General features: G+C 57.7%; 15 protein-coding genes. 8 read left to right on the top strand and 7 right to left on the bottom strand.

The features are described from left to right. Positions 1–497 precede the first annotated feature (497 nt). Positions 498–962: a VOC family protein gene (locus ABJ076_RS13685; RefSeq protein WP_348194025.1), complete on the top strand. Its 465-nt coding sequence runs from the start codon at positions 498–500 to the stop codon at positions 960–962. Between the two features lie 149 nt (positions 963–1,111). Here ABJ076_RS13685 and ABJ076_RS13680 read toward each other — a convergent pair whose 3' ends face one another. Together ABJ076_RS13680 and ABJ076_RS13675 are read right to left on the bottom strand one after the other, a co-directional pair. Continuing rightward, positions 1,112–1,918, bottom strand: coding sequence for an enoyl-CoA hydratase-related protein (locus tag ABJ076_RS13680; RefSeq protein WP_348194023.1), 807 nt, complete (start codon positions 1,916–1,918; stop codon positions 1,112–1,114). A gap of 128 nt (positions 1,919–2,046) precedes the next feature. Next, a complete protein-coding gene (locus ABJ076_RS13675; protein ID WP_348194021.1) occupies positions 2,047–2,742 on the bottom strand; it encodes a trypsin-like peptidase domain-containing protein in 696 nt (231 codons plus the stop codon). 163 nt (positions 2,743–2,905) lie between these two features. Here ABJ076_RS13675 and ABJ076_RS13670 point away from each other — a divergent pair, with 163 nt between their 5' ends. From ABJ076_RS13670 to ABJ076_RS13660, 3 genes are all read left to right on the top strand, one after another. Then, a complete protein-coding gene (locus ABJ076_RS13670) occupies positions 2,906–3,139 on the top strand; it encodes a hypothetical protein (RefSeq protein ID WP_348194019.1) in 234 nt (77 codons plus the stop codon). A gap of 291 nt (positions 3,140–3,430) precedes the next feature. Further along, positions 3,431–4,702 (top strand): DUF3419 family protein, encoded by a 1,272-nt coding sequence (locus ABJ076_RS13665; RefSeq protein ID WP_348194018.1) that lies wholly within the window; start codon positions 3,431–3,433, stop codon positions 4,700–4,702. A 28-nt stretch (positions 4,703–4,730) separates the two neighbouring features. Continuing rightward, positions 4,731–5,429 (top strand): class I SAM-dependent methyltransferase, encoded by a 699-nt coding sequence (locus ABJ076_RS13660; protein ID WP_348194017.1) that lies wholly within the window; start codon positions 4,731–4,733, stop codon positions 5,427–5,429. On the opposite strand, the gene ABJ076_RS13655 is transcribed toward ABJ076_RS13660, so the two are convergent. The 4 genes from ABJ076_RS13655 to ABJ076_RS13640 all read right to left on the bottom strand — a co-directional run bounded on the left by ABJ076_RS13655 (position 5,401) and on the right by ABJ076_RS13640 (position 8,070). Beyond that, positions 5,401–5,766 carry a response regulator gene (locus tag ABJ076_RS13655; protein ID WP_348194015.1) on the bottom strand — a complete coding sequence of 122 codons (366 nt, stop codon included), beginning with the start codon at positions 5,764–5,766 and terminating at the stop codon, positions 5,401–5,403. The two genes, ABJ076_RS13660 and ABJ076_RS13655, sit on opposite strands and share 29 nt — an antisense overlap. A gap of 110 nt (positions 5,767–5,876) precedes the next feature. Then, entirely contained in the window at positions 5,877–6,461 is a 585-nt protein-coding gene (locus ABJ076_RS13650; protein WP_348194014.1) for a PAS domain-containing protein, read from the bottom strand. Between the two features lie 160 nt (positions 6,462–6,621). Beyond that, a complete protein-coding gene (locus ABJ076_RS13645) occupies positions 6,622–7,503 on the bottom strand; it encodes an NAD(P)-dependent oxidoreductase (protein WP_348199690.1) in 882 nt (293 codons plus the stop codon). Between the two features lie 93 nt (positions 7,504–7,596). Then, a complete protein-coding gene (locus ABJ076_RS13640) occupies positions 7,597–8,070 on the bottom strand; it encodes a YHS domain-containing (seleno)protein (RefSeq protein WP_348194011.1) in 474 nt (157 codons plus the stop codon). A 248-nt stretch (positions 8,071–8,318) separates the two neighbouring features. On the opposite strand from ABJ076_RS13640, the gene ABJ076_RS13635 reads away from it, so the two are divergent. Next, positions 8,319–8,828, top strand: coding sequence for a PAS domain-containing protein (locus ABJ076_RS13635; protein WP_348194009.1), 510 nt, complete (start codon positions 8,319–8,321; stop codon positions 8,826–8,828). A 73-nt stretch (positions 8,829–8,901) separates the two neighbouring features. Here the strand turns inward: ABJ076_RS13635 and ABJ076_RS13630 are convergent, their stop codons facing one another. Then, positions 8,902–9,873 (bottom strand): MBL fold metallo-hydrolase, encoded by a 972-nt coding sequence (locus ABJ076_RS13630; RefSeq protein ID WP_348194007.1) that lies wholly within the window; start codon positions 9,871–9,873, stop codon positions 8,902–8,904. 281 nt (positions 9,874–10,154) lie between these two features. On the opposite strand from ABJ076_RS13630, the gene ABJ076_RS13625 reads away from it, so the two are divergent. The 3 genes from ABJ076_RS13625 to ABJ076_RS13615 all read left to right on the top strand — a co-directional run bounded on the left by ABJ076_RS13625 (position 10,155) and on the right by ABJ076_RS13615 (position 12,165). Further along, entirely contained in the window at positions 10,155–10,469 is a 315-nt protein-coding gene (locus ABJ076_RS13625) for a metalloregulator ArsR/SmtB family transcription factor (RefSeq protein ID WP_348194005.1), read from the top strand. After that, a complete protein-coding gene (locus ABJ076_RS13620) occupies positions 10,466–10,960 on the top strand; it encodes an SRPBCC domain-containing protein (RefSeq protein WP_348194003.1) in 495 nt (164 codons plus the stop codon). The genes ABJ076_RS13625 and ABJ076_RS13620 overlap by 4 nt, the downstream gene beginning before the upstream one ends. A 449-nt stretch (positions 10,961–11,409) precedes the next feature. After that, positions 11,410–12,165: an aminotransferase class I/II-fold pyridoxal phosphate-dependent enzyme gene (locus ABJ076_RS13615; RefSeq protein ID WP_348194001.1), complete on the top strand. Its 756-nt coding sequence runs from the start codon at positions 11,410–11,412 to the stop codon at positions 12,163–12,165. The last annotated feature ends 12 nt before the right edge of the window (positions 12,166–12,177 follow it).

The following is a 12,177-nucleotide window of genomic DNA, read 5'->3' as shown; positions in this document are numbered from 1 at the left end:
AGCCGGGGTGACGGCGTTTGTGGGCTGACGCCAACCAAGAACGACGAGATGTCGATTGAAGAGCCGATGGTGCTGAACTGTGTCCCCCAAAAACCGTCATCCTCGCGAAAGCGGGGACCCAGGCATCGTAAAGTCCCGCCTTTGTTCCCTGGGTCCCCACGTGCGTGGGGATGACGATGTTAATAGAGCGCGGCGCCCCTATTTCCCCTTGCGAATTAAGGGGCTAATTAAAGGGACACGATACTTCATTTCCCCGCCTTTCCAAGGTCATCCCGACGCAGGTCGGGATCCATACGCCCACCGTCACCGCTCTATGAAAAAATGGGCCCCGCCTCTCGGACCGGGATAACGACGGTGGGAAAGGGGTGGGGTTTGCGCCTTTCGGCAGGCAATTTCCCAGTTCCCGGCGCACGGCAGTGCATCGGCTTACCGCTTGCGGTCGTGAAGATCATTTCTTATTTTATCAAGCATAATCTTTCTAAATTAGGAGACATCTGATGATCGTTCCCATTAAAGGTCTCTACGAGGCTCACCTTACCGTTCGAGACCTGGACCGTTCCGTCTCCTTCTACCGGGATGTGCTCGGTCTGCCGCTGGCTCATATCGTCAAGGATCGCAACGTCGCCTTCTTCTGGGTGCCGGCTCCGGAAACGGCGATGCTCGGGTTGTGGGGTGTCGGGTCGGCGCCGATGGGGATGAAGCTGCATATTGCCTTCAAGGTCGCGCTGGAGGATGTCGAGCGGTCGGTCGCGAGGCTGAAGGCCGCAGGGCTAACGCCAACCAAGAACGGTGAGGAGGCGATTGACGAGCCGGTAGTACTGAGCTGGATGCCCGCCGCCAGCGTCTATTTCGACGATCCGGACGGGCACTCGCTGGAATTCATCGCAATGTTGCCGGAAGACCCGCGTCCGATCCCGAGTTTCCTGCCTCTATCGGAATGGCGGGCGGGCGCCGGGTTGTGAAGCCGATCAGCTCTGGGCGTCGTCCCGGCCGGAGAGCCGGGACCTTTCTGTAACAGGCGCCGCTTCACGATCAAAAAGGTCCCGGATCGGGTCCAGGATGACGATGTTAATTGGGAATGGCGGCCAAGAAGAGGCCGGGCGTACCCCCCCTATTTCCCCTTGAACACTGCCTTGCGCTTCTCGTTGAAGGCCCGCACGCCCTCCAGCCGGTCCTCGGTCGGGACCATGCGGTTATAGGCCTCGATCTCGAAGGCGTAGCCGCTTTTCAGGTCGAGCTGGGTCGACATGTCGATGGCTTTCTTCACCTGGCGTGTGGAGATCGGCGCGTTGCCCGCGATCTTTTCCGCCGTCGCCAGCGCGTCTTCCAGCAGCTTGCCTTCCTCGCACAGCTTGTTGGCGAGGCCCCAATCCATCGCATCACTGGCGCTGAAAGGGGTGCCAGTCAGGATGATTTCCTTGGCCCGGCGAACACCGACCGCGCGCGGCAGGTTCTGGGTACCGCCCGCGCCCGGCATGATGCCGAGGGTGACCTCGGTCAGAGCAAAGCGGGCATTCGGCGCGCAATAGACGAAATCGCAACAGAGCGCGATTTCGAGGCCGCCCGCGAAAGCGGCGCCGTTCACAGCCCCGATCATCGGGATCGGGCAATCCATCATCGCCCGGACAGCCTGCTCGAACAGCGCATGCTGCGTCTGCCAGGCCTCATCCGTCATGTTGTTGCGCTCTTTCAAGTCGCCGCCCGCGCAGAATATCTTCTCGCCGCGTCCTGTGATGACGATGCAGCGGATGCCCTGCTGGTCGTGATAGAGCGCAGTGAAGAGATCACGGAGATCGAAGCCCATCTGGGTGTTAAGAGCGTTGCCGCGCTCCGGCCGGTCCAGGGTGAGCAACAGGACGTGCTCGGACGGCATCTCGAGACTCAGGGTTTCGAACGGACCCGGAAGACTGGCGGGCATCTGTATTCCTCCATGACTTTCTTCTGGCCGGTCACGCGACCGATGACGGCATCATCCCGCCCCGGTAACTTCGGAACAAGTCCGCACCCGGCATCTCACCCTGTCCCAAGTGCGAGCAAAAGGCAGTGCTAGCGCAACGCCGCTGGCAGGCTCTTCAACAGCAGGTCCGTCGAGACAGCGAAATTCACGCCGATATCGGAATCCGAATCCTTGGTGAAGATCGCCGATAGCATCCCGACCAACCCGCCTTCCAGATCAACCAGCGCACCACCGGACGAGCCCGGATTGACCGAAGCATCGGTCTGGATGAAATCCTCCGTGTGGTTGAAGCCAATGCCAGACCGCTTGCTCGCGGAGACCACGCCGCAGGTAATACCGATACCAAGACCGAACGCGTTTGAAAGCGCGCAGACTGGTCCACCGGTTTCCGGCCGCTTGTCGGCCAAAGCGATGGGAGTGGTGTCGATGCCGATGCTCAGAAAAGCGACATCGGTTTTCTGGTCGATGGCGAGGATGGTCGCCTCAAGCCGGGTGCCGTCCGGCGCGCGGACATGGACCTCGGTCGCCTTCGAGACGACATGCGCCGCCGTGACGATCAGGCCCGGGCGCAGGATGGCAACGCCAGTACCTTCCGGCGCGGTGCCCGCCGGTGCACCGAAGCCCGGCCGTTGATAGCCGGGCCACGTCGGCTCCACCTCGAAGATCGATGGCGAGGCGGTGGCCCAGGCAAGCCGCGCATCTGTCTGTGCCCGCGCATCTGTCGCCGAAAGCAAGAGCGTGACAGCGAGACACGCTGCGACAATTACGCGAACGATATCAGTCATCCAGAACGCCTCCCGCTGATTGCTCCTGCGACTCTAGCAGAGTGCGTTGCCGTACTCCTCATTGCAGAATCGAAACTCTTCTCGCAGGCATGAAACCCATATTTCAGATACACCCGCAAACCGTTATAGATTACCCGCTCTCCGGCTGAGCAAGGAGCACATCATGAACGACACACCGATACCGCTGATCCTCGATCTCGTGGAATGGGTCGCCGAAAAGCCGCGTCCCTATGGCGAGGTCATGGATGCATGGCGGACGTCCTGCCCCCGCCTCACCGTCTGGGAAGAAGCCGTCGACCAGGGCCTCGTGGTCCGTCGCTACGTCTCCGGAGTTGGCGCCATTGTCGAGGCAAGCCAGAGCGGCAGAGACGCTCTCGTCAGCCACGGACGCGCCTGACCTCCGATTCGAGGTACCGTAAACTGGGGTTTCCACGCACGCTTCTGCACGGGCTGAGTGCTGCTTTACCCTGCGGCTCCAGATTCTCTAGCGAGCATTCCAACGCAAGAACGGACTCCTGGTAAATTTCATAATATTTCATTATTTCAATATACTATTTATTTTTATTAATCTAAAATATTAATATTCCACACAATTTCTTCGACGCACTTCCCTGGCACAGGGATCCGCATCTGTCTGTATTGCCGCAACAAAGCTGCAACATGAATCCCGTATGAGGGAGGGCGAGATATGGACCGGTCCGGCGGCGTTCGCGCGGAACCGCGCCATCCGGGAGAGTTCGCCCCCATGACCGCCAACACCCTCCTCACCGACGCAGTCATCAAGAACAAGCAATTGTCGAAGCGCGGCATCCTTGAGCGGATGTTCACAATGGCCTTCAAGGGCTTCGTCTATCCGCAAATCTGGGAAGATCCCGAAGTCGATCTGGAAGCGCTGCAGCTCGACAAGAACAGCCGTATCTTCACCATCGCGTCGGGCGGTTGCAATATCCTGAACTATCTGACGGAGCAGCCAGCGCATATCCAGGCCGTCGATCTCAACCCCGCCCATGTCGCCCTCACCCGGCTGAAACTGACGGCGCTGGAACAGCTCCCCGACCACGAGACGTTTTTCCGCTTCTTCGGCCATGCGGACGAGCGGGAAAACAAGCGTGTCTATTTCCGCGACCTCGCCCCGCATCTCGACCCGGAGACGCGGGCCTACTGGAGCAAGCGCGGGCTGCGCGGCCTTCGGATCGACATGTTCACCCGCAATGTCTACGAGTTCGGACTGCTCGGGCGCTTCATCGGCCTGCTGCATTTCGTGGCCCGGCTGCATGGAAAAAACCCGCGCCATATCCTGCGGGCGGAGACCATGGAGGAGCAGCGCACCCTGTTCGAGGACGTGATCGGTCCGGTCTTCGACAGCCGCGTTGTCAAGGCGCTCTGCCGGATGCCGGTCTCCTTCTACGGGCTCGGCATTCCACCGGCACAATTCGAGGCACTATCGTCCTCGGCGGGCGGCGACATGGCAGGGCTGATGCGTTCCCGCCTAGAGCGGCTGGCCTGCGATTTCTCGATCGACGACAATTACTTCGCTTGGCAGGCATTCGGACGCGGCTATGACCGACAGCACCGGCAGGCCATCCCGCGCTATCTCAGGGACAGCAATCACCAGATCCTGCGGGACAATGCATCGAAGGTGGATGTCGTACAGGCTTCGATGACCGACTTCCTGGCAGACTGCGACGCCGAAAGTCGGGACCGCTACATCCTGCTGGATTCCCAGGACTGGATGAACACAGAGCAGCTGACGGCCCTCTGGTCGGAGATCCTGCGCACCTCGGCGCCGGGTGCCCGGGTTATCTTCCGCACCGCTGGCGAGGAAAGCCCGCTACCCGGCCGGGTGCCCGCGGAAATTCTCGACCGCTGGGATTATCAGGCCGAACAGTCCCTCGATCTTGGCCGGCGCGACCGCTCGTCCATCTATGGAGGCTTCCATCTCTACATCCGCAGAGATTGATCGTCCCGGGGAAGATGCCGGGGAGAAGATGGACCGGATCTACCGGATCCAGCGCCACTTCTACGACCTGACCCGGAAATACTATCTGCTGGGCCGGGACCGCCTGATCCGGGAGCTGGAACCGCTTCCGGGTCAGACTGTCTGCGAGATCGGCTGCGGCACGGCGCGTAATCTGGTGAAGATGGCCCGGCGCCATCCGGACTGCCGCTATTTCGGAATCGACGCCTCGGCCGAGATGCTGGAGACAGCGGAAGCCTCCCTGCGTCGCGCGGGCCTTGAGGTGAAAGTGCGTCTCGGGCTCGCCTATGCGGAAGAGTTCGATCCGAAGACTACTTTCGACGAGGCCGGTGGTTTCGACCACATCGTTTTTTCCTATTCGCTTTCCATGATCCCGCCCTGGCAAGACTCACTGGAACGGGCCGTCTCCCTGCTTCGCCCCGGCGGCACGCTGCACATTGTGGATTTCGGTGATCAGCGCGGCATGCCCGTCTGGTTCCGGCGGCTGCTGTTCACCTGGCTTTCCTGGTTCCATGTCGAGCACCGCCCCGGACTCCGCGTCTGGGTAGAGTGTCAGGCGGCTGGCGAAAACCTGACCGTCTCCACCACGTCTCTCGCCGGACACTATGCCGACCTTTACAGGCTACGGAAGCCGGAACCTCAGTATGATAATCCGCAAAGCTCTTCGGACACTGAGATTTCTACGACAGCATCCGCTCGACGGTGGTGATCAGGTTTGGCAGTTCCACCGGTTTGGGGATCGATTCATGCGCTCCGATCATTCGAGCGTATTCCAGAACCTGAGAATTGCCCATCGACCCGCCGGTGGACATGGCAATGATATGGACATCGGGATAAAGCGTGCGGATCTCTTTGATGGTTTCCATGCCTTCCTTACCCGGCATGATTATATCAGAGATCACCATCTCGAAACGCGTACGCGCCATCAACGCCAGCGCTGCGTTTCCTTCCTCTGCGGTTTCCACGTCGTAGCCTCGTTCCCGAAGCACTACTGACAGCAAATCCCTTAGAGACTTGTCATCGTCCACGACGAGAATTGCTGTCATCAGACCCCCAAAACGCCTTGGCGCTGGTCACTATGGAAAAACTAAGGGCGAATGTTATCAAGAATTCGCGTCAGGGTTAACGTTTATTCATCTTTGGACTGATAACAGGTTCAAACCGGCAAGGATTCCTCGACAACGGCACCGGTCTCTAAAGTGACATAAATGTGCTTCTGAAACTCGGGCAAATAGCGCACTTCTGTATTTTGTCTCGGAACGATCTCCGCCGTCGCACCTACGAGACCGAGCATGGTCTGGCCATCGTCGGAAAGCGGCAGCAAGATTCGCTCGCCATGAATAGGATTGTTTGTTTCTGCGTAAAGCCGTCCATAGACGTACAACACGGCGGGGAAATCGACGACATTTTGGTAATAACGATGAACGCGCGGATAATAGTCAGGGTCCGTATTGTCATCGAGATAGTGCTTCGAGAGTTTGTGGCCGAACCGTTTCGCCACTTTCTCGCCAGTCAGCCTGTAGCGGAACCGGTCTACGTCCCGCTCATAATCGCAAAGCCATACGCTTGAAAGAATCTGTACCAATTCCGATGGGTCAATCCGGTGCCGGCTCGGCGCCGGATCGGTCCCTTTGATCGTGCGCCAATGGTGCAGCAGATTACGCGTACTGGCTGTACGCAACCTGCCTGCAATCTGGTCAAGGGCATCGCCAATTGGTGAACCCGAGTCTCCAAAGGTCATTGCTCTGACCGCCCCACACAAACACGATAAATTTACTAGAAACCAATCAAGGCTATCTCTTTCAACGTAATAGTAACTATTCGGTCCTAGCACAAACCCGTATCAGAAACGCGAAGTTTCATTTTGCGACGCAGATTTTCCGAACGGCTGAGAGACGCGCTCAGCGCTCAAAGCTAATGTCACACCAATCCTCCCATAGCTTCGCCAATGACGCGTAATCCTGCCCTCCCATTTCCATCGATTCGGCAATCTCATAGGGAGTATGCGCAGCCAGAGTGGCAAATATCGGCACACCAAGCTGTTGCGCGGTTTCAAGGGCCAGCACGGAATCCTTCCGCGCATTGCTGACGGACATCCCGCCAGTGTAATTGCCATCCTGCATCCGCTCTCCGACACGATGAAGCAAAGGCCTCAACAGGCCTTCCTCCCTGTTCAGGATTTCAATCAGCGTATCCGTCGGAATGTCGAGCTTGCGCGACATGGCGAATGCCTCAATCAGGACGACCATGACCGCGTGCATGACGCCGTTATTGACGACCTTCGTCCCCATCCCCGCTCCGACCGGACCAAGGTCGTGAATCCGCGTGGCGATACGGTCCAGGATCGGTTTCGCTGCCGCCTTGTTTGCGTCTGTACCACCAAGGAAAAACGTAATCTCTCCGGCCGCCATACTGGCAACACCGCCGGCGATCGCGGCATCGACGAAGCCTACCCCGGCGGCTTCCAGAAGTGCTGCCGTTTTCTGTGCGGTCTCCGGCGTCACCGTGCTGGTTTCGATAACAAGTGCCGGAAGGCTTGACCAAGCGGCAATGGTCCCCGACACCGCCAGAGAAGCCTCCGGCTTGGGTAAAGACAGCAGAACGGCAGGCGTCCGGCCATCGAGATCTTTGAGAGTCTCCACCACGTAAACACCGGCATCCTGCGCCAGCTTGCAGCGTTCCTTTGAGCGATCATACCCAAAGACAGGGCCATGCTTCAGCAGCGCCGATGCCACTGCGAGACCCGCGTTACCGAGTCCCACTATTCCTGTTGCTTCCGACATCATTTCCCCCGTTTGTCGTTTTTTCAAAGAGGGTAGTCGAGCGACAGGGCGATTGCGAGCGGGCTACAGGTCGTATATCGGAACTTGAGAAATTCAGTTGATAATCTGCGGCCAGTTTTGATCTGCAGAGCGAATATTCCCAGAAATATCCCGCTCCCAGCGCATCTGGATATCCGTATTGTAATTCAGATAGAGCTTACCGTTGACGACCCGCCAGTTCATCGGATCCCCTTTAGCCGTATACCCTTGCGAAACGGCCCAGGCACAATAGCCTCCATATTGCGGTGCATATTGCTCAGGGTTCTGTCTGAATGCATCGCGATTTTCCGAGGAAACAAAGCGCCACTCGGCGCCCTGGTACTCAAGCGTGTGATCGGAACCGCCTTCAACCGGCCGCCCTTCTTTGAAATAGGCAACGGGATCGTAGCCATTCACAGCGAGATTGGAGAGAAATCCCGTATATACAGGACGCTCGCCCGCTACGACCGGAGCCGGAGTCAGAAACAGAGAGCCGGCCACCATACCAATGGCGATCAATCCGAAACGTAGAAACAGACGTGGTGACACAGACAACCTCCAAAGCAGGAATTCGAATGTCCGCTGTTTTGCCACGATTTCCGGCAGGCCTTTGTTCAAACCTCAATCACATTGACGCGACAGGTAACAATCGCATTACCGGTATGGGAATATCAACTTGCGTCCCGGGCTCGAATTACCGTCAAAATTGATTCATACTGGCCCCACTCTGGAAAACAAACGTCTTTCCGGATGCCTTAAAGATCGAAATCAACCAAGCTGCCGGCACGGGACAAACCATGGATTTACATACTTTCATCCAGGATCCTTCAGCGGAAGACCTCGCCAGCGATGCTCAACGCGCCATGTATGAGTACTGGCAGACCGCACGAAATGACTCCCAACTGGCGCCAAAGTCAACGCTCGACCCCGTGGAATTGCCTCGTCAGTGCTTGCCACTACTTGCCGTACTGGAACCCCTAGAAGGCAACGATTTTCGCATCAGAATCGTCGGTACAGGCGTCCGTTCGTCGATCGGCAGGGACATTACCGGCCAGTTGGTCAGCCAGATCAAAGGCGCGGAAGACTTTTTGGATTGTCTGCGCCAGTGCTGCGGTAAGGAATCCACATATTATGCCGGCGGCCCTGCAAGTTGGGCCAGCGGGCGGCAAGAATTCTTCACGTCTCTCATGCTGCCGTTTGGCTCACCCGGGCATATTGAGCGCATTCTGATTGTGTTCAAGTTCACTCATCACATGCCAGCGTCTCCCAGAAAGTCCCCGCCACAGGTATCGGTTCAACAAGCCTGAACCAAAAGAAACTGCGGCGTTCGCAGCCTCTCTCTGGAAGATCAAACTAAACGCCTAGGCGTAGAACATGTTCCTAACACCCAGATGTGCACTTTCCGGAACCGTCGAAAGCCATGGCTTTGCCACTGAGTGGTAAATGCGCCGGAACCTTTAGTGCTTTGATAAAAATATCCGTCTTGCTGCCAGCGACGACCTTGCCTCCCCTGGTTCCGACCTCGTTAGCGTGCGAGGGGATTACCGAAGCGGGCTTAATCAATTCATTCACGACAAAAGCCGCCTCGGTGGGGCCGGTGGTGTAAGTATCGCCAATATTCATCACCACAAGCTCGGCTCCGTACTGCTCGCCAACCACCGTGCGCTGCTCCGATGTCACGCCAGTGTCGCCTGAAAGATAAGCAACAAGTCCATTGCTGAAAGTCAGCACATAACCAGTCGGCGGCCCGGCATAAGCCGTCAGTCCTGAAGCATTCAGCAGTTTGCCGAGTTCCCCACCGATAAACGAACCCGCCACCCCATTTGAATGAACTGCCGGGACAGTCGTGATAACGACACCGCCAACCTTGCGAGATGCACCGAAGCGAACGAGCTGGGATTTTTTCGGGTCGCCGCCAAGCGCCTTAAGCTTGCTGGCGAAAAACCGCGGCATCTCGCTTCCGGTGACAATCAGCGCGGATTTGCCAAGCGCGATGTTCACGCTGTTGGTATTCGGCACAACCACCTTCGTCATAGCCGGCGCGCCGCACTCCCCTGCATTGACCGCATCGATGTGACGGTCACCCACATGATCGCCGTGCATATGGCTGACAAGCAACGCATCCACTTTGCCGAGACGCGGGTCATCTACCCCGGCAACCGTGCGCCCCGCATCGTACAGAATACGTGTGCCATCCGGGTCTTCGAACATCATGGCCCGATCGAAACGGCAAAACTCGCCTTCATGGCTGCCAAGCGGCGTTACACTCACGGTCTGCGCTTCGACAGCCTCTGTCGAGAAAGCCAGAGTTCCAACCAAAGCAACTGCAAATCCTATGGATCTCGAAAGCATTGTTACCTCCCTGCGAATACTATCTGAAACTGCGCTATACTTCGGACCATCCAGACACGAAACGACACAAACAGCACTCAACCATTCCTGACGACGTCAGATACCCTGGTTTTCACGCACCGAAATACAATCATCCTTCTGTCTTTTCCGGATTTCCGGTTCGGCGACTGAACTGCATCAGCCTGTCTTTGGTTCTATGAGGTATTAAGTGAACCATTTAGTTGACTAATAAAACTGCACCCAGTATAGTCAACCAATCAGTTCACTGTAGAGCGTGAGTAATGCCAGCACTCGATCAGACATTCGCAGCCCTTTCGGACGAGACACGCCGGGCCATTCTAGCCCGCCTGCATGAGGGAGAGGCCGCGCTGTCGGATGTCGCACAACCGTTCGACATGTCACAAACGGCCGTCTCCAAACATGTCCGCGTCCTGTCCGATGCGGGGCTCGTCATCGTCCGCAAGCGCGGCCGGACCCGCTACTGCGCCCTCAATGCCGGGCCGATGAAAGACGCAGCAGCCTGGCTTAATACCTACAAGCAGTTTTGGGAGGATGGCTTCAAAAGCCTCGCCCGTTATCTGGAGCAAGAGAAATGACATTCGCCTATCTGAAATCACCGCATGGTGCCGACCCGATCATTGTCGAAGGCACCTTCCCGGCATCACCCGAACGCGTCTTCCGGGCCTTCACCGATCCGGAAGAGTTGGTTCAGTGGTTTGGCAACAAAGCGCTGAAAACTGCCAAGGTCGACCTCAAGGTCGGCGGAAGCTGGACATTCACCTTCGCCGAGAAAGACGGCGAAAGGGATGTCCTGCAAGGACAGTACGAGGAGATCGATCCCGGCCGGATACTAGTCTTTACCTGGCGCCATCATAAAGAGACCGCCACCGGGAAGGGCGAAACTTCTCCAGCATCGGAAGTCGCCATATATTTCACAGAGGTGGCGGACGGGACCCGTGTCCGGTTGAGCCATTCGATGGTGGAAAGCGAAAGCACGCGGCTCAACATCTGCGGTGGCTGGGACGCCTGTTTCAGCGATCTTGACCGGATATTGCGGAGCCATGACGCAGCAGCAGCTATTGCCTGACGTGACTTCGGATACCTGACTGAATCACCCTCGCCGCTTTTGGTTTCCAATGCTAGAGACCCAGCATGGATTTGCGAATAGCGGCGAGAAGCGGACATGACGAAGCAACGAGGACTTCAGGAGTTTTTTGACGATCCGGCCACCATTGCCGCCCGCCATAAGATGAGCGCATCCGCGTCGGAACCCGTCGGCCAGGCCGAGCTCCTCGCGCTTGAGCCAGATGCAGCGGAGCAGTTTATTGATCTCGGGCTCGACTATCCGGAGCGCTTCGGTCCATCCACCCTGCGGACAGCAATTGCGGCGAGATTCAATTCTGTTCCGTTTGACGGTGTGCTGATCACCAGCGGACTTGATGAAGGTCTTGCCCTACTCGCAACCGCACTAATCGAGCCGACGGACCGGGTGATCGTGCTGACGCCTTGTTATCCACAGCATCTTCTGCTGCCGGAATGGCGTGGTGCGGAGATCGTTCCCTGGCCGGCAAGGCCGGAAAAAACTGGGTACCGGATCTCGACGAGCTTGCCGGCCTGCTATCGAATCCGACAAAAGCTGTCATCGCGACATTTCCTCAAAACCCGACTGGCTTCATGCCGGATGAGGCCTATCTCTCCACCTTTTTGGCGCTGCTGGAACGCTCCGGTACGTTATTGTTCTCGGATGAAATATATGCGGGCTTGCCTGCCGATACCGCTGTACCGCGCCTCGCGGATCGCTACGAAAAAGCCGTCTCGCTACACGGTCTCTCAAAAACATGCGGATTGCCCGGCCTGCGCTTCGGCTGGCTCGCCAGCCGCGACATGGAAACCATGCGCGCGCTAACGCGCTTGAAAGACCTTTTCAATTGCTATGTTCCTGCCCCCGTGGCTTTCCTCGCCGACATCGCCTTCCGGAACGAGGAAAAGCTGATCCGGCGCAACAGCGACATTTTGGAGGCGAGCATCAAGGCCACCGAAGCCTTCATCACCCGGCACAACAACCTGTTCTCATGGGTGCCGCCCCGTGCCGGAACCGTCGCTTTTCCGCGCTGGCACGGTCCCGGAGGTACGCAGGCACTGAGCGACCGAATGGTGAGCGAAGCATCCATAGCGCTGGCACCGAGCCTCTGCTTCGATGCGGGCGATGAGCATGTCCGCTTCGGCTTATGTCGGCGCAGCTTTCCGGACAGTCTCGCGGCGCTGGAGAAGTTTATCTCCAGCGCCCTCTGATCGCGAAACAGA

This window comes from Nisaea sp. (assembly GCF_039990255.1).
In the GTDB taxonomy this organism is placed as follows: Bacteria; Pseudomonadota; Alphaproteobacteria; order Thalassobaculales; family Thalassobaculaceae; genus Nisaea.
This window is presented reverse-complemented; position numbering and strand designations above follow the sequence as displayed.

Excerpts from the sequence above, each read along its gene's own strand:
- ABJ076_RS13685 (WP_348194025.1), top strand. The coding sequence starts at position 498 with ATGATCGTTCCCATTAAAGGTCTCTACGAGGCTCACCTTACCGTTCGA.
- ABJ076_RS13680 (WP_348194023.1), bottom strand. The coding sequence starts at position 1,918 with ATGCCCGCCAGTCTTCCGGGTCCGTTCGAAACCCTGAGTCTCGAGATG.
- ABJ076_RS13675 (WP_348194021.1), bottom strand. The coding sequence starts at position 2,742 with ATGACTGATATCGTTCGCGTAATTGTCGCAGCGTGTCTCGCTGTCACG.
- ABJ076_RS13670 (WP_348194019.1), top strand. The coding sequence starts at position 2,906 with ATGAACGACACACCGATACCGCTGATCCTCGATCTCGTGGAATGGGTC.
- ABJ076_RS13665 (WP_348194018.1), top strand. The coding sequence starts at position 3,431 with ATGGACCGGTCCGGCGGCGTTCGCGCGGAACCGCGCCATCCGGGAGAG.
- ABJ076_RS13660 (WP_348194017.1), top strand. The coding sequence starts at position 4,731 with ATGGACCGGATCTACCGGATCCAGCGCCACTTCTACGACCTGACCCGG.
- ABJ076_RS13655 (WP_348194015.1), bottom strand. The coding sequence starts at position 5,766 with ATGACAGCAATTCTCGTCGTGGACGATGACAAGTCTCTAAGGGATTTG.
- ABJ076_RS13650 (WP_348194014.1), bottom strand. The coding sequence starts at position 6,461 with ATGACCTTTGGAGACTCGGGTTCACCAATTGGCGATGCCCTTGACCAG.
- ABJ076_RS13645 (WP_348199690.1), bottom strand. The coding sequence starts at position 7,503 with ATGTCGGAAGCAACAGGAATAGTGGGACTCGGTAACGCGGGTCTCGCA.
- ABJ076_RS13635 (WP_348194009.1), top strand. The coding sequence starts at position 8,319 with ATGGATTTACATACTTTCATCCAGGATCCTTCAGCGGAAGACCTCGCC.
- ABJ076_RS13630 (WP_348194007.1), bottom strand. The coding sequence starts at position 9,873 with ATGCTTTCGAGATCCATAGGATTTGCAGTTGCTTTGGTTGGAACTCTG.
- ABJ076_RS13625 (WP_348194005.1), top strand. The coding sequence starts at position 10,155 with ATGCCAGCACTCGATCAGACATTCGCAGCCCTTTCGGACGAGACACGC.
- ABJ076_RS13620 (WP_348194003.1), top strand. The coding sequence starts at position 10,466 with ATGACATTCGCCTATCTGAAATCACCGCATGGTGCCGACCCGATCATT.
- ABJ076_RS13615 (WP_348194001.1), top strand. The coding sequence starts at position 11,410 with ATGGCGTGGTGCGGAGATCGTTCCCTGGCCGGCAAGGCCGGAAAAAAC.